This is a genomic window from Ensifer adhaerens, from assembly GCF_002940685.1.
In the GTDB taxonomy this organism is placed as follows: Bacteria; Pseudomonadota; Alphaproteobacteria; order Rhizobiales; family Rhizobiaceae; genus Ensifer; species Ensifer adhaerens_E.
In genome coordinates, this window is sequence record NZ_PNFP01000001.1 from 491,593 (window position 1) to 509,937 (window position 18,345).

The 18,345-nt window shown below is 64.6% G+C and carries 18 protein-coding genes; 12 read left to right on the top strand and 6 right to left on the bottom strand.

Annotation, left to right across the window (positions count from 1 at the left end; translation table 11 throughout):
- The first annotated feature begins 420 nt into the window (after positions 1-420).
- The 4 genes from C1A35_RS02500 to C1A35_RS02515 all read left to right on the top strand — a co-directional run bounded on the left by C1A35_RS02500 (position 421) and on the right by C1A35_RS02515 (position 6,651).
- Positions 421-4,236 (top strand): peptidoglycan-binding protein, encoded by a 3,816-nt coding sequence (locus tag C1A35_RS02500; protein WP_104662762.1) that lies wholly within the window; start codon positions 421-423, stop codon positions 4,234-4,236.
- A gap of 339 nt (positions 4,237-4,575) precedes the next feature.
- Positions 4,576-5,502: a sulfite exporter TauE/SafE family protein gene (locus tag C1A35_RS02505; RefSeq protein WP_104662763.1), complete on the top strand. Its 927-nt coding sequence runs from the start codon at positions 4,576-4,578 to the stop codon at positions 5,500-5,502.
- On the top strand, positions 5,502-6,302 hold the full coding sequence (locus C1A35_RS02510) for a TIGR02186 family protein (protein ID WP_104662764.1): 801 nt from the start codon (positions 5,502-5,504) through the stop codon (positions 6,300-6,302). Before C1A35_RS02505 ends, C1A35_RS02510 begins: the two co-directional genes overlap by 1 nt.
- Before the next feature lie 112 nt (positions 6,303-6,414).
- Entirely contained in the window at positions 6,415-6,651 is a 237-nt protein-coding gene (locus C1A35_RS02515; protein ID WP_034797129.1) for an Lrp/AsnC ligand binding domain-containing protein, read from the top strand.
- 51 nt (positions 6,652-6,702) lie between these two features.
- Here C1A35_RS02515 and pdeM read toward each other — a convergent pair whose 3' ends face one another.
- A complete protein-coding gene (pdeM, locus tag C1A35_RS02520; RefSeq protein WP_199772847.1) occupies positions 6,703-7,428 on the bottom strand; it encodes a ligase-associated DNA damage response endonuclease PdeM in 726 nt (241 codons plus the stop codon).
- 78 nt (positions 7,429-7,506) lie between these two features.
- The gene (locus C1A35_RS02525; RefSeq protein WP_104662765.1) at positions 7,507-10,053 is read right to left on the bottom strand and encodes a ligase-associated DNA damage response DEXH box helicase; all 2,547 of its coding nucleotides are present in this window, start codon (positions 10,051-10,053) and stop codon (positions 7,507-7,509) included.
- A 108-nt stretch (positions 10,054-10,161) separates the two neighbouring features.
- Here C1A35_RS02525 and C1A35_RS02530 point away from each other — a divergent pair, with 108 nt between their 5' ends.
- Both C1A35_RS02530 and C1A35_RS02535 read left to right on the top strand, forming a co-directional pair.
- Positions 10,162-10,665, top strand: coding sequence for an Rrf2 family transcriptional regulator (locus C1A35_RS02530; RefSeq protein ID WP_104662766.1), 504 nt, complete (start codon positions 10,162-10,164; stop codon positions 10,663-10,665).
- Positions 10,666-10,699: 34 nt separating this feature from the next.
- A complete protein-coding gene (locus tag C1A35_RS02535) occupies positions 10,700-11,164 on the top strand; it encodes a carboxymuconolactone decarboxylase family protein (RefSeq protein WP_043622424.1) in 465 nt (154 codons plus the stop codon).
- A 99-nt stretch (positions 11,165-11,263) separates the two neighbouring features.
- Here C1A35_RS02535 and C1A35_RS02540 read toward each other — a convergent pair whose 3' ends face one another.
- Positions 11,264-11,899 carry a YitT family protein gene (locus C1A35_RS02540; protein ID WP_104662767.1) on the bottom strand — a complete coding sequence of 212 codons (636 nt, stop codon included), beginning with the start codon at positions 11,897-11,899 and terminating at the stop codon, positions 11,264-11,266.
- 106 nt (positions 11,900-12,005) lie between these two features.
- On the bottom strand, positions 12,006-12,959 hold the full coding sequence (locus tag C1A35_RS02545) for a methyltransferase (protein ID WP_104662768.1): 954 nt from the start codon (positions 12,957-12,959) through the stop codon (positions 12,006-12,008).
- Here C1A35_RS02545 and C1A35_RS36305 point away from each other — a divergent pair.
- The 4 genes from C1A35_RS36305 to C1A35_RS02560 all read left to right on the top strand — a co-directional run bounded on the left by C1A35_RS36305 (position 12,949) and on the right by C1A35_RS02560 (position 15,566).
- Positions 12,949-13,152 carry a hypothetical protein gene (locus C1A35_RS36305; protein ID WP_199772848.1) on the top strand — a complete coding sequence of 68 codons (204 nt, stop codon included), beginning with the start codon at positions 12,949-12,951 and terminating at the stop codon, positions 13,150-13,152. The two genes, C1A35_RS02545 and C1A35_RS36305, sit on opposite strands and share 11 nt — an antisense overlap.
- Positions 13,121-13,387: a DUF6460 domain-containing protein gene (locus tag C1A35_RS02550; protein WP_104662769.1), complete on the top strand. Its 267-nt coding sequence runs from the start codon at positions 13,121-13,123 to the stop codon at positions 13,385-13,387. Before C1A35_RS36305 ends, C1A35_RS02550 begins: the two co-directional genes overlap by 32 nt.
- 2 nt (positions 13,388-13,389) lie before the next feature.
- The gene (locus C1A35_RS02555) at positions 13,390-13,893 is read left to right on the top strand and encodes a CAP domain-containing protein (protein ID WP_104662770.1); all 504 of its coding nucleotides are present in this window, start codon (positions 13,390-13,392) and stop codon (positions 13,891-13,893) included.
- A gap of 317 nt (positions 13,894-14,210) precedes the next feature.
- Positions 14,211-15,566 (top strand): MATE family efflux transporter, encoded by a 1,356-nt coding sequence (locus tag C1A35_RS02560; protein ID WP_104662771.1) that lies wholly within the window; start codon positions 14,211-14,213, stop codon positions 15,564-15,566.
- Here C1A35_RS02560 and C1A35_RS02565 read toward each other — a convergent pair.
- Positions 15,542-16,627 carry a quinone-dependent dihydroorotate dehydrogenase gene (locus tag C1A35_RS02565; RefSeq protein ID WP_104662772.1) on the bottom strand — a complete coding sequence of 362 codons (1,086 nt, stop codon included), beginning with the start codon at positions 16,625-16,627 and terminating at the stop codon, positions 15,542-15,544. The genes C1A35_RS02560 and C1A35_RS02565 overlap by 25 nt on opposite strands.
- A complete protein-coding gene (locus tag C1A35_RS02570; RefSeq protein WP_104662773.1) occupies positions 16,624-16,971 on the bottom strand; it encodes a DUF952 domain-containing protein in 348 nt (115 codons plus the stop codon). Before C1A35_RS02570 ends, C1A35_RS02565 begins: the two co-directional genes overlap by 4 nt.
- Positions 16,972-17,140: 169 nt before the next feature.
- On the opposite strand from C1A35_RS02570, the gene C1A35_RS02575 reads away from it, so the two are divergent.
- Both C1A35_RS02575 and C1A35_RS02580 read left to right on the top strand, forming a co-directional pair.
- Positions 17,141-17,560: a hypothetical protein gene (locus C1A35_RS02575; RefSeq protein WP_104662774.1), complete on the top strand. Its 420-nt coding sequence runs from the start codon at positions 17,141-17,143 to the stop codon at positions 17,558-17,560.
- 82 nt (positions 17,561-17,642) lie between these two features.
- The gene (locus C1A35_RS02580) at positions 17,643-18,293 is read left to right on the top strand and encodes a response regulator (RefSeq protein ID WP_077962455.1); all 651 of its coding nucleotides are present in this window, start codon (positions 17,643-17,645) and stop codon (positions 18,291-18,293) included.
- Positions 18,294-18,345 lie beyond the last annotated feature (52 nt).

Consider the following 18,345-nt stretch of genomic DNA (forward strand, 5'->3'; position numbering starts at 1 on the left):
GCGCCGCCATCCTCATTGGTTCCGGGGCATCTTCCCCCTCCCGCGGTTCCACGGGAAAGCGGGATGCGCCGGGGCGGTCTCGCATCGTTGGCCGGATGCTACGAAATTTTGACGTTTGCGTAAACGTCAAAAATTGCACGGCATGCAAATTCGTTGGCGGGCCGGAGCTCCGGAGGATTCCACGCGATCCGGGGCGGGTCCGACGCACGATCCTGCCAAATCGTTAAAAAATCACCCGCAGGTTAACTGCTTGTTTACCACGTTTCGTGAAAGGTGCGTGTTGAGATGGTCAAAGCTGCAACCTGTCCTGGCGTCGCATCGTTGTAGTTTTGCCCACGTCGGAAGCGCCACAGGGGTGAAGAAAGCAGTTTTCTTCCGTGACGACTTTCGAGATGGCCGACGACAGGGGCGAAGAACACCATGAGCGGATTGCGATCAAATCCTCAGCGCGCAGGCAGCCAGTCCTATAGCGAGCGGCCGTCGCTCGACGCCTTGAACCGCACCATCGAAGGACTGGAGGCGCGGATCGAAGGCCTGATGAGCGGAACGGCCCGCGACGCGGCGCCAAGACCGCCCGAGCGCCAGCCCGCCCGTGAACCGATCCGGGAACCGGCATCGCCCCGTGACGCCGTCGCCGAAATCATGCAGCGCCAGCGCAGTCTCAGCGCCTCGCGCGAGCGCCTGGCGCTTCGCGACCGGCTGCCGCAGCGCGAGCCGGAACGTTATGCCCCCGAGCGCCCCGTCTCCGAACGCCCCGTTTCCGACCGCTTCGTCGAAGAGCCGCGCCCCCAGCTTCACAGCCAGCCGCAGCGCCCGTCCGCGGCCGTCAACGAAATCGCCGAAGCGCTCGTCGGCCTGCGCCAGGACCTGAAGCGCGACATCACCGACGGGCTGACGCGCGAGATGAATTCGCTGCGCTCCGAAATTCGTGGCATCAAGGCACAGGCGCAGGACCACACCTTCGCCGAAGACGTGCGTGGCGACATGCAGCGCCTTGCCGACAGCATCCAGCATCTTGGCCGCCAGGCGTCGCCCGCCCAGGCCGATGCGCTGCGCGGCGACTTCGACGAGCTGCGTGCGATGATCGACGGTGTTGCGCGCGAAGACAGCATGCGCCGCATGGAAAGCCGCTGGAACGGCGTCGAGGACCGGCTGATCGCGTTTGACCAGAACCGCGACGACGAACTGGTGGCGCTTGCCTATCGGCTCGACGAGATCAAGTCGCAGATCGGCTCGCTGAAGAACAGCTCCGCCGTCGATGCCCTTGAGGACAAGCTGATCGCCGTTGCCCAGGCGATCGAGATGCTCGGCCGCCAGATTCAGCCGGACGATCGTCGCCTCGTCTCGCAGTTTGCCGATCTCGACAGCCGGCTCGACGAAATCAGCCGCGCCATCGCCGCCAACAGCCGCACGACCCCGGGCCTCGATACCGGCTTCGTCAATCGGCTCGAAAGCCGGCTCGGCGACCTCTCCCGTCAGATCGACAGCCTGGCGCGCCCGAGCGATTCCGGCCTCGGCGCTCGCCTGGAGGCCCTGACAGTCCGGGTCGAGGATCTCGCCAGCGAAAAGGCGGCCGCACGATTGGAAGAACGCCTCGACCAGCTTTCGCTGATGTTGGAGCGCAGCAACAGGACGGCGCAGTCGGACCTCAACGATTACCTGTCGGACATTTCCCGCAAGATCGAGGCCCTCGACCAGGGCAGCGTCAACGATGCGCTCGCCGAGCGGCTCGACTATCTGGCGCGCCGGATTGACGAACTCGACGCCCATGGCGCCCAGCCGATGTCCGATCCGCGTTTCGACCGGCTGGAAGATCGCCTGGTCGGCATCGCACAGCGGCTCGAAGAGACCCACGCCGCACCGTTCGACGACCGCGCAGCTCTTCAGAACCTCGAAGCCCAGATCGCCAACCTGTCGACGCTGGTCAGCCAGCCGCGGGCGGACGTCGGCCAGAGCGCCATGCCCGTCGATTTCGAAAGCCGCATGACCGCGCTCGAGGACTATTTCTCGACCAGCGACGAGTACATCGTCGAAGCCGCCCGCCAGGCGGCCGAAGCGGTGATGGAAGCCTATTCCAAGAACGGCCCCGCGCAGGCGTCGTCCGGTGGCGACCTGGCCGCGATCTCGGCGCTTGCCGAAGACCTGCGGACGCTCGAGGACCTCAGCCGTTCCAGCGAGGAGCGGACCGCACGCACCTTCGAAGCGCTGCACGAAACCCTCGTTCACATTGCCGACAAGCTGGAACGCATCGAAAACCGCGAGCCGGCGATGGCAGCGCCGCCTGCCATGCCGGCGGCGCACGAAGCGGTTCACATGCCGCGCGCCGCCCAGCCGGAGTTCAACGACCCCTTCGGTGGCGGCGATCTCGATGATCGCTACGACGACCTCAAGCGCAACGTCCGGGCCCTCCAGGCGGAGGATCAGGCCGTCGCAGCCCAGGCCGTCGAACCGGCAACGGCCCTTGCGGACGATGCGCAGGTCTCGACCGTCGAGCTCGAAGAGCCGCGCGAACCGGCCGCCGCCGCTCGCACGGGCCTGCTCGCCGGCCTGACCCGGCGCTTTTCCGGCAAGCGCTCCGAGCAGGCGCCGGAACAGGCGCGCACGCTCGTCGAGCCGACCCCGTCGATCGATCCCTCCGAAATGCTGGCGCCGGAAGAAGCCAACCAGCTGCTCGAGCCGGGTTCCGGCGTTCCCGACGTCAAGAAGATCCTGGAGCGCGTACGCGCCGGACAGATGAACAAGGCAGGCATCCAGCCGGCCGATGGCGACAAGTCGGACTTCATCGCCGCCGCCCGCCGCGCCGCCCAGCTTGCCGTGGAAGAGGCCGACACACTCAACAAGTCCGGGGACAAGGCAGCGACCTCCGGCATCGGCGGTGCCTTTGCCCGCCATCGCCGACCGATCCTCATGGCCGTCGGCGCCGTCCTTTTGGCGATCATGTCCTACCCGATGGTCAGCTCGATGCTGAACAAGAAGGAAGTGTCGGCCGAACCGGTGGCAGTCATCGAGCAGACGGTCACCCCGCAGGCAGCCGAGTTCAAGGCGGCCAACGACCAGCCGACGCCGAGCGCAACCGTGACAGCACAGGAAGCTCCGGTTACCGGGTCCGAAACGGCTGTCGCGACGCCGCTCGATTCCGTTGAGCCGCCGGCGAAGACCTCCGAGGCCTCGATCGCGGTAACCGCGACGACGGTACCGACGACCACCTTTGCAACGCCGACGGACGGCAAGGCGCCGATGCTTGCGCCCGTCGCCGAGACGACGACGCCGGTCACCGAGTTCCAGCCGGCTCCGGCGGCAGCGAACGCCTCGGTCGCAAGCGCGCCGGCCGATGGCGCCGCGACGACCCCGGCGACGACAGCCACCCTGGTGCCGAGCGACATCGTCTTGCCGGAAGGTTTCGGCCCGGTCGCGTTGGTGACGGCCGCCAAGGGTGGCGACCCGCTCGCCTTCTATGAAATCGCCGTCCGCTATACCGAGGGCCGCGGCGTTGCCGAAAACATGACGGAAGCCGCGAAATGGTATCAGCGCGCCGCCGATGCCGGTGTCGTGCCGGCCCAGTACCGCCTCGCGACCCTTTACGAGAAGGGCACCGGCGTGACGCGCGACGCGGCCAAGGCGAAGGCGCTCTATCTCGCCTCCGCCGGTCAGGGCAACGCCAGCGCCATGCACAACCTCGCGGTCATGCTGGCGAGCGGCCGCGATGGCGCGCCTGACTTCAACGAGGCAACGAAGTGGTTTGCGAAGGCGGCCGAACTCGGCATCCGCGACAGCCAGTTCAACCTCGCGGTCCTCTATGCCCGTGGCAACGGCGTGCCGCAGGACCTGACCGAATCCTACAAGTGGTTCTCGGCCGCCGCCCGCGAAGGCGATCTGGATGCCGGGGTCAAGCGCGACGAAGTTGCCAAGGCGATGAAGCCGGAGCAGCTCGAAAGCGCCAAGGCCAAGGCGGAAGCCTGGAAGGCGGAGCCGGTCGACGCCAAGGCGAACACCGTTGACGTTCCGGACGCCTGGGTCGGCCCGGCCAACAAGACGGCCAGCGTCGACATGAGCAAGGCGGTCCGCAACATCCAGGCGATCCTCAACAACAATGGCTTCGATGCCGGCAAGCCGGATGGGCAGATGGGCAAGAAGACCGTCGCCGCCATTAAGGCGTTCCAGAAGTCGGTCGGCCAGGAGCCGACGGGCGAAGTCACCGAGCAGTTGGTCAAGGAATTGCTGAAGCGCAATTCCTGACCTTCGGCCTTGCGCCGTAATAAAGCCGCAGAGCCGGGCGACACGGGTTGCGGGTGGCGAAGCCATCCGCCATGTGGCTGAAAAGGTTGAAATCTCGGGCTGCTGCATAATTCCTTAATCGGAATCGGGCTAAGGAAGAACCGATGCAGCAATCAAGGTCCGGTTCGCGGCCTTGGCACATCCTGGCGGAAGCGCAACGCTGCAGGAGTGCATGACGGAGGCCGCCTCGCCCTCGGGGGAGGTGCCGGCCCTTCGAATAATCCCTCATTCGTGGTGATTTGCTTGCCACACTAACTGGTTCGCCCGCATCGCGGGCCGTTGGCATATCGAGGTCCCGGCGTGACGATCTATCTGCCCATCGCAGAGTTGTCGGTGAACATACTCATCATTCTCGGCATGGGCGCTGCCGTCGGCTTTCTGTCCGGCATGTTCGGCGTCGGTGGCGGGTTTCTGATCACGCCGCTCCTGATCTTCTACAATATCCCGCCCGTCGTGGCGGTGGCGACCGGCGCCAACCAGGTGGTGGCCTCTTCGATCTCGGGCGCGATTACGCATTTCCGGCGCGGCACGATTGATATCAAGCTCGGCACGGTGCTGCTCTGTGGCGGTCTTGCCGGCGCGACCGTCGGCGTCTGGCTGTTCTCGCTGCTGCGCCGCATCGGCCAACTCGATCTCGTCATTTCCCTGCTTTACGTCGTTCTGCTCAGCACCGTCGGCGGCCTGATGCTCTGGGAGAGCATCACCGCCATGCGCAAGGCCGCCAAGAACCAGCAGACGACCTTGCGTCGCCCCGGCCAGCACAACTGGGTGCACGGCCTGCCCTTGAAGATGCGTTTCAAGAAATCGAAGATCTATCTGAGCGTCATTCCGGTCGCCGGTCTCGGCTTCTGCATCGGTATCCTGACCTCGGTCATGGGCGTCGGTGGCGGCTTCATCATGGTGCCGGCGATGATCTATCTCCTGCGCATCCCGACCAATGTCGTCGTCGGCACGTCGCTGTTCCAGATCATCTTCGTCTCGGCCTATACCGTCATCGTCCAGGCCTCGACCAACTATACCGTCGATATCGTGCTCGCCTTCGTGCTGATGATCGCCGGCGTCATCGGTGCCCAGTACGGCGTGCGCGTCGGCCAGAAGCTGCGCGGCGAACAATTGCGCGCGCTGTTGGCGCTGCTCGTTCTTGCCGTCGGCATTCGTCTGGCAATCGAGCTCATCATTCCGCCGAAGGACGTCTATTCGGTCGTATCCGCGGGGTTCGGCTTCTGATGATCCGCCTCGCCCGCACAGCTCTCGCTCTCCTTGTTCTCGCTTTCGCCGCCCCGGCGCAGGCAGCCATCCAGGACGAGAATGCCGACTTCACCGAGAAGCTGGAGATCGGCATCTCCACCGACGAGATCGCCATCACCTCCGATTTCCGCGGCGCCGACCTGACGATCTTCGGCGCCGTCGACGGCTTCGACCAAGCTCTGCTCGCCCAGGGCCGCTACAACATCGTGGTCTCCCTCGAGGGGCCCAAGGACAACGCGACGGTGCGCAAGAAGGAGCGCGTCTTCGGCATCTGGGTCAACACCAGCTCCATGACCTTCGAGCTGGTGCCGGAATCCTATTCGCTGTCGTCGACGCGCGACATCGAGACGATCGCGCCGCCCGGCGAGATGGGCAATATGGGCATCGGGGTCGATCACATGCGGCTGGTGCCGCTTGGCTTCGTCGGCGACGGCAGCAATCTCGGCGAGTTCCGCAATGCCTTCCGCCGCATCCGCGAGACCAGCGGCGTCTACGAGCGCGATCCTGGCGGCGTGCAGTTCATCAGCTCTAGCCTGTTCAAGGCCTCGGTGCGCCTGCCGGCCAACGTGCCGAACGGCGTGCATGTGGTTCGCGCCTATCTCTTCCGCGACGGCGTCTTCGTCGCCGCCAAGGCGCTGCCGCTGCGTGTCGTCAAGACCGGCCTGGAGCAGTTCATCACCCAGGCGGCGCATCAGCAGCCGCTGCTCTATGGCCTGATGGCCGTGCTGCTCGCCGTCATCACCGGCTGGGGCGCCAGCGTGATCTTCCGCAAGGAATAGCGACGGGCGATCTTCGGCGACGTTTCCTTTTGCGCGCCGGAGCGCTATGGAAAGGCATGCCGCGTGCGTTTCATCAGCGCATGCCGCCGCAGATAAAAACAGAGGAAGCTCGATGAAACCGATTTTTGTCCAGTTGCAGTGCGCTCCCGGCAAGACCTACGAGGTCGCCGACGAGATCTACCGCAAGGAGATCGTTTCGGAGATGTATTCGACGAGCGGCGATTACGACCTGATCATCAAGGTCTATATCGAAGAAGGCCAGGACATCGGCAAGTTCATCAACGACAACATTGCCACGGTGCCGGGCATCTCGCGCTCGCTGACGACGCTGACCTTCAACGCCTTCTGATCGCAGGCGGAGCCCCGGCGCGGGAGCGCCGTGCCGTTTTCGCCACTCTCGTCAAGCGATCAGATTGGCAAACCGCACCGAATAGATCCGGTCGCGCCCGAGCATATGGGCGACGAGCTTGTTGCGGTCGAAAAGCCCGGTCATCGCCCGATGCCGGAGATCGAGCCCGCCGGTCGTAACCCCGAAGGCGGGCATCAGCATGCGCGTGCCATCGGTCGCAAAGCAGGCGCGGCGCACGGCCCTTTCGCGTCTCACCACCGTTGCCGCCGGATGCAGGTGCCCCGCGATTTCGCCGACGGCCTCGCCGCGCTTCGGCTCGTGCCGGAAGATCAGGCCCGCATGGCCAAGCTCGTCCATCGAGGCGCCCGGCAGGCCGAAAGCGCCGTCCGGGTCGTGGTTGCCGTTGATCCACACCCATTCGCGCCCGTGGGCCATGGCCGCGATCATGTGGCGAAAGGCGTCCGGCATCGCCGCCGAGCCGACACGGTCGTGAAAATTGTCGCCGAGGCTGATGACAAGCTTCGGGTCGTGGCGGGCGATCGCCGCTTCGAGCACGCGCAGGGTCGCAAGCGTGTCATAGGGCGGAAGCAGCATGCCGCGCCGGGCAAAGGCCGAGCCCTTTTCCAGATGCAGGTCGGAAACGACCAGAGTCCCGGTCTCCGGCAGATAGAGGCCGCCGAGCGGATCGCAGATCGCCGCCACGCCATTGATCGTCGTCTCAGCGTGGAGGAGGGGTGCCGCGGTCTGAGCCGACAGGGCGTGGGCGAGGCGGTGCATGGTCACGGTCTCGCACATTGTGTGCGGCGGGATGTGCCAACCGAATGCGGGAGACCGCTCATTCTCAAAACGTCTTTCCTATCGATCCGCATCGTCACCCATCGCCTCGCGGATCAGGTCGTCGGCGGCTTCCGACAGCAGGAAATCCTGTGCTTCGCCGTGGATGATTTCCTTGCCGATTTCCAGCATGACCGGCACCGCCAGCGGTGAGATCCGGTCGAGCCGCCTTTGGGTGATATGCCCCTTGATTCGCCTCAGCATATCCCCGAGGCGGGCGATATCCAAAAGTCCCGTTGCCGCATCGTTGCGGGTTGCCTCGAGCAGCAGGTGGTCCGGCTCGTGCGCGTGCAATACGTCGTAAATGAGGTCGGCGGAGACCGTCACCTGCCGGCCGGTCTTTTCCTTGCCGGGATGGCGCTGGTCGATCAGTCCGGCAATGACGGCGCAGTTGCGGAAGGTGCGTTTCAAGAGGAAAGATTCGTTCAACCAGGCTTCGAGATCGTCTCCGAGCATATCCTCGTCGAAGAGGTCGGCGAGCGCGCCGCGCCTGAGTTCGAAGGTGGCGCCGAGGTCGTCGAGCGCCCAGACCGCCAGCGAATAGTCGGTCGCGACGAAGCCGAGCGGCTTCAGCCCGGCGCGATCGAGCCGCCGCGTCAAAAGCATGCCGAGCGTCTGGTGCGCCAGCCGTCCCTCGAAGGCATAGATCACCATGTAATGGCGGCTGCCGCGGGGAAAGGTTTCGATCAGAAGCTCGTCCTCGCGCGGCAGCATCGAGACGTCCTTCTGCAAGGACAGCCAGTCGCGCACCTGTTCCGGTAGCGCTGCCCTCAGGGCCGGGTCGGCGAGCATCCTGCGAACCTGTGCAGCCAGATAGGTCGAGAGCGGAAACTTGCCGCCGGCATAGCTCGGCACCTTCGGGTCAAAGGTGAAGGCCTGGCTGACCAGGCACTCGTTTTCGCGGATGCCTTCGAAGCGCAGGACCTTGCCGGAGAACATGAAGGTGTCGCCCTGAGAGAGCATTTCGAGGAAATATTCCTCGACCTTGCCGAGCGGCATGCCGCCGCGGCCAAGCGAGCCGCGCGCATTGCGCTTGACCAAACGCACGTTCAGCATCGGCGATTCGACGATGGTGCCGACGTTCAACCGGTACTGCTGCGCCACCAGCGGATTGGAGACGCGAAAGAGCCCGTCCTTGGTCTTGCGGATGCGGGCATAGCGTTCATAGGTCTTCAGCGCATAGCCGCCGGTCGCGACGAAGTCGATCACCCGCTCGAAGGTCTCCCAGGCGAGCGCCCTGTAGGGGGAGGCGCTGGTGATTTCGTCATAGAGGTCGAGCGGATCGAAGGGGGCGGCGCAGGCCATTCCGAGCACGTGCTGGGCGAGCACGTCGAGCGCGCCCTTGCCGACCGGCGGGGTATCCTGCGCGCCGATATAGTTGGCGTCGAGGGCGGCCTGGCACTCCATCACCTCGAAGCGGTTGGCCGGCACCAGGATCGCCTTCGAAGGTTCGTCCATGCGGTGGTTTGCGCGGCCGATGCGCTGGGCCAGCCGGCTTGCTCCCTTCGGTGCTCCGACATGCACGACGAGATCGACATCGCCCCAGTCGATGCCGAGGTCGAGCGTCGAGGTCGCGACCACGGCCCGCAACCGGTTCTCTGCCATCGCCGCCTCGACCTTGCGGCGCTGGGCGACGTCGAGCGAACCGTGATGCAGAGCGATCGGCAGGTTGTCGTCGTTGATCGTCCAGAGCTCCTGGAAGAGCAGTTCCGCCTGGCTGCGGGTGTTGACGAAGAGCAGGGTGGTGCCGTGCTCCTTGATCGCGGCATAGACATCGGCAATGGCGTAGCGCGCCGAGTGTCCGGCCCAGGGCACGTGTTCCTCGGTCTTCAGAATGGAGATCTGCGGCTTGGCCCCGCCCTGAACCTGGACGAGGCCGGCATGGTTGTTCGCTTCCGGCTCCTGCGGCGCCAGCCACCGCTGCAGGTCCATCGGGTCGGCGACCGTCGCCGAAAGGCCGATCGTCTGCAGGCCGGGCGCCAGGCGGCGCAGCCGCGCCAGGCCGAGGGAAAGCAGATGACCGCGCTTCGAGGTGACGAGTGAATGCAGTTCGTCGAAGACGACATAACGCAGATCCCCAAAGAAACGTTGCGCTTCGCCGTTGGCGAGCAGCAGCGCCAGCTGCTCCGGCGTCGTCAGCAGAATGTCCGGCGGGTTGAGCTTCTGCCGCTGGCGCTTGGCTGTCGGCGTATCGCCCGTGCGGTTTTCGACGCGGACCGGCAGGCCCATTTCCCCGACGGGCTTCATCAGGTTGCGCTCGATGTCGACGGCAAGCGCCTTCAAGGGCGAGATGTAGAGCGTGTGAATGCCGACGAAGGCCGCGCCCGGCGGGATCTTGCCGCGGCGGGTGAGGTCAACCAGCGAAGGCAGGAAACCGGCGAGCGTCTTGCCGGCGCCCGTCGGCGCGATCAGCAGCGTGCTTTCCCCGGCCTCGGCGCGGGCAAGCAGCTCCAGCTGGTGCGCACGCGGCCGCCAGCCCTTTTCGCCGAACCAGCGCAGAAAGGGGGCGGGCAGGGTCAGGGCATCGCCCTGCGGTTCTCTGGAATCAATCCTGTTCACGGAGAACAAAGGTAGATCAAATCTCTCAAAAGAGAAGCCCGCCCGCACGAAGCGAACCACCCTGTTGACTCGCTCCCTAATCGTAGATAAAAAATATCCACGATTAGGGAGTTCCCCATGAAACTCGGTGACGGGGTCGAGCAGGCCATTCACAGCGTGACGATGCTGAGCTGTCTGCAGCCGGGCAGCACGCTGTCGGCGGCTGCCCTTGCCGAGTTCCATGGCGTCTCCACCAGCTATCTCTTGAAGCACCTGCAGGCGATGTCCGGTGCCGGACTGCTGGAGGCCGTTCCAGGCCCCAAGGGCGGTTATCGTCTCGCGAAGGCGCCGGAGAAGATTACCTTGCTCGATATCGTACTTGCGGTCGAAGGCCCGGAGCCGGCGTTCCGCTGCAACGAGATCCGGCTGCGCGGTCCCAATCCCTATGCCTGCAAGCCGACCGCGCCCTGCACCATCAATGTTGCGATGCTGAAGGCCGAGCAGGCCTACCGCGCCGAACTCAGGCGCGTGACCATCGCCGGCATCCTCGACGATCTCAACGCCAAGGATGACGGCAGCATTTCGGCACGAACCAAAGCGTTTCTGGCGATCAACGAACGCAAATCGTCCGCCAGCGCCTGACCCCATCAATCCCGTTCAGCCCAAGGAGAAGTCCATGCAGCCGCGTTTCAACTTCGTCAAAGCCGCTCCCGATGCCTATAAGGCGGCGGCCGCCTTCGACAGCTACATCATCAAGGAATCGGGGCTCGAGCCGCGCCTGATCCATCTGATCAAGCTCCGGGCTTCGCAGATCAACGGCTGCGCCTATTGCATCGACATGCATGTGAAAGAGGCGCGCCACACCGGCATGAGCGAACAGTGGATCCACCTGATCTGCGCCTGGCGGGAATCGCCGATCTATGACGCCCGCGAACGCGCGGTGCTCGCCTGGACGGAATCGCTGACCAATCTCGCCCAGACCGGCGCGCCCGACGCGGATTTCGAGCCGTTGCGCGCGCATTTCAGCGAGGCCGAGATCACCAAGATCACCATGGCAATCGGCGTCATCAATGTCTGGAACCGTGTCGCCGTCGGTCTGCGGTCGCAGCATCCGGTCGACCAGCCGGTCATGGCCGCCTGAGGTCGCGTGCGTGAAAATCCAGATAGCCCCGAGGTCCGCTTCGGGGCTATCTGCGTCGCGCTGGAGCGCCATCTGCGTTCATAGGAACGCGCGGCGCTCTTAGAGCGCGATGTAGCGGTCCGCGCGGTGGTTGATGGCAACGAACAGGTTGAGCACGACCGCGCCGAGCACCGACCAGGCGACGACCTCGGGCGAGGTTACGCCGAAAGCGAAGACGAGCACGACCATGTCGATCGCGAGCTGTACAAGCCCGGCGCGAATGCCGAAGCGTTCCTGCAGGTAGATGCCGAGAATGCCGACGCCGCCGAGGCTGGCGCGGTGGCGGTAAAGTGCAAGCAAGCCGTAGCCGAGAAGCAATCCACCGAGAAGTGCCGCCCAGGCGGGCTGGATCGTGCCGATCTGGAAGAGCCGCGACTGGATGTCGGTCAGGAACGAGGTGAGGCCGATGGCAATGAAGGTTTTCATCGTGAAGGCCGGGCCAAGCCGCTTCAGCGACAGATAGAAGAACGGCAGGTTGAGCAGGAAGAAGGCGAGGCCGAAGTTGACGCCGAAGGCGTAGTGCAACAGGAAGGCGACGCCCGCCGTGCTGCCGGTCAAAAAGCCGGCGCTCGCGAGGAAATAGAGACCGAGTGCTGCAATCAGGCTGCCGGTGAAGATGCCCTGCAGGTCCTCGACGGCCGAGTGCCGGGTCGGGCTGGTGTTCCAGAGACCGAAAACGCTGCTGATCTGGGCCATGGCAAATCCTCGATTGCGATGGCCTGAGCAATGCTGCAACGCACAACAACAATCAAGAAAAATATGTCAGTTATGCTGACCTATTTTTGCGACCCTGCCTTGCGTTTTATGCAGGCTTGCGCGCCAGGAACAGGATGCCGAAGACCGGTTCGCCCGCATCCATGCGGATAGCGGTGCGCTCAACTGCGATGAGTTCGAGACCATGGGCGGCGCAGAGACCGCGGACATAGGCTTCGCCATGGGCATAGCGCAACGACGGTCGCAGCAGAAAATCCTCGATGTCGCCGGCGTCTTCGACCGAGAAGGCGAAGTATCCGTTTCCGGCGAGCAGTTGCGTTGTGATGTCGAAGACGCTGTCGAGATTGCCGAGATACATGAGAACGTCGGCGGCGCTGACGAGATCGGCCCGGGCGGGGGCGAAATTGCCGAAGATGCCGGAGGCATCGGGTGAAAGTGAAAGATCGGCGCGGGCCAGCCGATCGTAGGTGGATTTCGCCTCGGCCTTGGCGAGCATGTTGATGGAGATGTCGAAACCTTCGAGAAAGTGCGCCTGATCCCGGATGCGTTCGCCGAAGAGGCCGGTGCCACAGCCGAGATCCGTCACATGCTCGAAGATGAGCGCTCCGGAGTGGCTTTGCCCGACATGGTCCTGAATGAGCGCGGCAAGCTTCTGCGGCACGGTGTAGCCGAGTTTCTCCACCAGCGCCTTGTCGAAGCGGTCGGCATAGTCGTCGAAGAGCCGCTCGACATAGAGGCTCGGCGGCTGCTCCGGCATGGCGGCGGCGCCAAGCAGCGCCAGCTTCAGGCCGGCGCCGAAGATATCCTGAGGGCTGAGCGCAAGCGTTTTCCGGAGCGCTTCGATCGCCGCCTCTTTCCGGCCCGATTTTTCCTCATAGTCCGCGAGCCGAAACCAGCCGGCTGCCCAGTTGGGTGCCTGTTCCAGTGCCTGTGCCATGAGTTCGGCCGCACTTGCGGGCTCGCCGCCCTCGGCAAGCATTTTTGCGTAGTCGGCGCGGCGGTCGGCGATCAGGTCGCCGGAGGAGAGCTGGTTGAGCGTCATCAATGTTAGATGTTGGTTGCGATCAGCGCTTCTGACGCCGGATGCCGCAAAATACAAGCGGAATCTGCCGCAGTCCGGGAGCCATGCCGTGCGCACCAGCCCGGTGACTTGCGACGCTGCCGATCGCGGCTTATGTGAAGACAAACAGGAGAAGTTCGCGGATGTCGGACGGAATGAACAAATTCTTGGGTGACTCGCCGCTGCGCGTGCTGGTCAAGCTCATTGTGGTGTCGATCCTCGTCGGCTTCGTCATGAGGATGTTCGGCTGGTATCCGACCGATATCTACTTTGCCGTCCGCAACTTCCTGCTCGACCTCTGGTACACAGGCTTTGCAGCCCTTGGCCGGGTGGGTGACTACCTGCTGCTCGGTGCCGTGATCGTCGTGCCGGCCTTCGTCATCCTCCGTGTCCTGAACTACCGGCGCTGACGATGCAGGACGGTTTTCTTCTGATCGAACGCCGCGGCCTGTTGCGCGCAACCGCCATCCTATCGCTCGGCGCGCTGGCCGGCTGCACCACCTCCAAGGTATTGACGCCCGAAAGCGGTACCGGCAGCGACCAGACCGAGGCGAGTCTCGGCTATGTCAACAAGCTGCGCAAGGGCAAGGGGCTGACCGCGCTCGTCGCCGACCACGCGGCCTCGGTCGCCGCCATGAACCAGGCGGCGCGCATGGCCAAATCGGGCAAGATGCAGCATCTGATCGGCTGGAACGACAGTTTCTACGACCGCATGAAGGGCCAGGGTGTGACGCTTCCGGCCGCCGAAAACATCGCCGTGGGCCAGGACGACGCCGCGCGCGCCTATGACGCCTGGTACAAGTCGCCCAAGCATCTCGAAAACATGCTCGGCAACTACCGCGGCCTCGGCGTCGCGGTGGCCCAGAACGCCGCTTCGGGCAACCGCCCCTTCTGGGCGATGGTGCTTTCGGGCTGATCCGGCCCAGCGATCTCCGTAGACGACTGCCCCTCATCCCCCTGCCGGGACCTTCTCCCCGCAGGCGGGGAGAAGGGGACGCATAGCACCCCCTCATTCAAACAGCCGCAACTTCAACATCGTGCCTTCCCACTGACGTTTAACGACAGATGCGCTTTGCGTTTGCCACGTCCCCTCGCCCCTCCCGCGGGGAGAGGGTTAGGGTGAGGGGCTCTTGCCGCACTGAGATGTTTTTGGCCACGGCTGCACGGCGCGCTTGCATCCGCCCATGATCATTCCCTAAAACGATCATCGCTCCAACTCAGCCGGACCGTTCGATGACCGCCTCTTCCGCCTCGCCGAGCGACGCTGCCGGCCCGTTCCATGTCACCCATCGGCTGATCCTGGCGATCGCGCTGCCGATGACGCTCGGCTTCCTGACGACGCCCCTGCTCGGGCTGGTCGACACCGCCGTCGTCGGCCGCATGGGGCAGGCGACGCTTCTCGCGGGTCTTGCGGTCGGTGCCATCCTGTTCGACCTGATCTTCACCACGTTCAACTTCCTGCGCGCAGCCACGACCGGATTGGTCGCCCAGGCCTATGGTCGCGGCGACCGGCGCGAGCAGCAGGCGGTGTTCTGGCGCTCGCTCGTCATCGCGCTCATTTGCGGCACGGTCAGCCTTCTCGTCTCACCGCTTCTCCTGTCCGGCGGTCTTTGGCTGATGGGACCTGAGCCGGAAGTGGCAGCCGTCACCAGCAGCTACTTCCTCTGTCGCATCATTTCGGCACCGGCGGCGCTTGCCAACTACGCCATCCTCGGCTTCGTGCTCGGCCGCGGAGAGGGCACCATCGGCCTAATGCTGCAGACGCTGATCAACGGCATCAACATCGTGCTGTCGATCCTGCTCGGCTTGGTCTTCGGCTGGGGTGTGATCGGTGTCGCGCTCGCCACCGTCACCGGCGAGATCGTCGGCGCGCTTGCCGGATTTGCCATCGTCTACGGCCGCTTCGACCGCAAGGATGCGCCGCGCTGGGCCGAGATCTTCGATCGCGAACGGCTGAAGCCGCTCTTCGGGCTCAACCGCGACATCATGATCCGTTCCTTCGTGCTGCTCGCCGCCTTCACGCTGATGACGCGCATCGGTACCGCCTTCGGGCCGGTGACGCTTGCGGCGAACGCCGTGCTGATGACGATCTTTCTGGTGGCCGGCTACTATCTCGACGGGCTCGCCAACGCCGCCGAACAGCTCATCGGCCGCTCGATCGGAGCCCGCTACCGTCCGGCCTTCGACCGGGCGCTGCGGCTCACGGCCGCCTGGGCGCTGGGGCTTGCGCTGGTGACGACCGTTGCCTTCCTGCTGTTCGGCGACGGGCTCATCGATCTGCTGACGACAGCGCCCGACGTTCGCGCCGAGGCCTACGAATATCTGCCCTGGGCGGCCGTGACGGCGATGACGGGCGCGCTCGCCTTCCTGATGGATGGCGTCTTCATCGGCGCCACCTGGTCGCGCGAGATGCGCAACATGATGATCGTGGCCTTCGTCGGCTACGCCGCAGCGCTCGCCGTGCTGGTCCCCGCCTTCGGCAACCATGGCCTCTGGGCGGGTCTCAACCTGTTCCTGTTGATGCGCGGCCTGTTCCTGCTGTCGCGAATTCCGACAAAGGCGCGTCAGACGTTCCGGCCGGCCCAATAGTCGAGGCGGCTGTCTCTGATATCGCGGATCGAGGTAAGCCGCTCGCGATCGCACAACGCGGAGAGCCCACGCACGATGCGGCCGGGAAGGGCCGGGCCCTCATAGACCATGCAGGAATAGAGCTGCACCAGGTCGGCGCCGGCGCGGATCTTTTCGGCAGCGGTTTCGGCAGAGCTGACGCCGCCGACGCCGATGATCGGCAGCTTCGGGCCGACGCGGTTGCGCATGCGGGCAAGCACCGCCGTCGACTTCTCAAAGAGTGGCTTGCCCGAGAGGCCGCCGGACTCCTTCGCTTGGGCCTGATCCTGCAGGCCGTCGCGCGACAGCGTCGTGTTGGAGACGATCAGGCCGTCGAGATTGTGCGCCAGCACTTCGGCAGCGATATCGTCCATGCCCTCTTCGGTGAGATCGGGCGCGATCTTCAGGAAGACGGGAACGCGGCGATTGCTGCGCAGCGCCTCTTCGTCGCGCGCCGAGAGCACGGCGGACAGGAGGGCGGCGAGGCTTTCGCGCGCCTGCAGGTCGCGCAGGCCCGGCGTGTTCGGCGAGGAAATGTTGGCGGTGAAATAGCGGGCGACCGAATAGAACGTGTGGATGCCGGCGACATAGTCGGCGATGCGGTCGGCGCTGTCCTTGTTGGCGCCGATATTGACGCCGATCAGCGCATCCCGCGGGCAGGCCTTCAGCCGTGCCAGCGCTGCGCCATGGCCTTCGTTGTTGAAGCCGAGCCGGTTGATGACGGCCTCGTCCTCGACCAGACGGAAGATGCGCGGCTTGTCGTTGCCGGCCTGCGGCTTCGGCGTCACGGTGCCGATCTCGGTGAAGCCGAAGCCGATCTTCAAAAGCGCTTCCGGCACCTCGGCGTTCTTGTCGTAGCCGGCCGCCATGCCGATCGGGTTCGGGAACGCGATCCCGGCAATCGTCTGGGAAAGCCGTTTGTCGGCTCCGGCCGGACAGCTCGGTACCAGCCCCGTCTTCAGCGCCTTGATCGACAGGCCGTGTGCCGCCTCGGGATCGAAGAGGAAGAGGCCGCGGCGGGCAAGACTGGTCAGCGGGTTCATGCGTCGAGTTCCGGGAAGGCATGCGCGCCATCGGCGCCGAGCGGCAGCGGCCTTTCCCAGGCCACGGCCGAGAGGAAAAGCGGGGCATAAAGATGCGGGAAGAGGGCGCCGCCGCGCGAGGGTTCATAGACCAGCTCTTCGCCAAGTGCGTCGCCGTCGACGGCGACCAAAAGCAGGCCTTCCTGTCCCTCGAAATAGCGCGCCGCCGTCTCGACGACCTGTTCGGCGGTCGAGAAATGGATGAAGCCGTCGGCGAGATCGACGGGTGCTCCGTCGAAACGTCCGCTGCGCTTGGCTTCCTGCCACAGCGAGGCCGGAACGATCTTGTAGATGATGGAACCCATGGTGCCCGTCTGTCCCCGTAATTTTCTGTCGTCGCCTTGCCGTAAATATCGGCGATTGTCCATCGCGGAAGGACGACGATTCGCGCATAATCCGCGGTGAAGACCGATTTCGCTCTTCTCGTTCGCGCACATGTGATGTTCCGACAAGGATCGTAACGGAGAAGATGTCATGAAAAACGCTGCTGCCATACTTCTGTTCGGTATCGGGCTGGCACTGGCCGGCGGCGCCAGCGCGCAGGAACAGGCGCCCGGGCGCTATAGCATGCAGAAGTCCGAGACCGGCATCGCCCGGCTAGACACCCAGACGGGCGAGGTATCGCTCTGCCAGGAAAAAGACGCGCAGCTCGTCTGCCGCATGGCGGCCGACGAACGCGCCGCCTTCGAACAGGAATTGGACCTTCTGACCAAGCGGGTCGAGGCCTTGGAAAAGGCGGCCAAAGCCGGTGAAAGTGTCGCAAAACAGGATCTTCCGGCCGAGGAAGAGATTGACCGCGCAATGGGCATCATGGAAAGAATGATGCGTAGGTTCATGGATATCGTGAAGGATCTCGAAGGCAGCGACCCCGCCCAGGAGCCGCAGAAGACCTGAGCTGCCGGATCGACCATGCGGGATGCGGATCGGCGCGTTGGGGGCGCGCAGGTTTCAACCCGGGCTCTTGGGAGGGAGCAGCATGACACCGGACATGACCATCATCATCGCGGACGACCATCCGCTGTTTCGCGGCGCGATGCGCCAGGCGCTCAGCGGCATGGACGGGGCGCCCGCAATCGTCGAGGCAGGCGATTTCGCAGCCGCCCGCAAGGCAGCGGCCGATTGTCCGGATGCCGATCTCATGCTGCTCGACCTGACCATGCCGGGCGTCAGCGGGCTTTCCGGTCTGATAGCGCTTCGCGCCGAGTTTCCGAGCCTGCCTGTCATGGTGGTGTCCGCCCATGACGATCCGGCCACGATCCATCGCGCGCTCGACCTCGGCGCATCAGGCTTTCTTTCTAAATCGGCCGGCATCGAGGAAATCCGCGAGGGGATCGAGAAGGTCATGGCGGGCGAGGTCTTCGTTCCCGCCGGCTACGATCAGGCGCAGGAATACGAGCCCGAGGTCGCCGACCTGCTCCAGCGCCTGCAGACCTTGACGCCGCAGCAGTCGCGCGTGCTGAGTATGCTCGGAGAGGGCCTGCTCAACAAGCAGATCGCCTATGAACTCGGCGTATCCGAGGCGACGATCAAGGCCCATGTCTCGGCGATCCTGCTGAAGCTCAATGTCGACAGCCGCACCCAGGCGGTCATCCAGCTTTCGAAGATCGGCACTGTCGCCGCCGCCTGATGCGGCCCTCCGTGGCTTTGTGATTTCCTCTTGTCTCAGCCGGCCCCGAGAT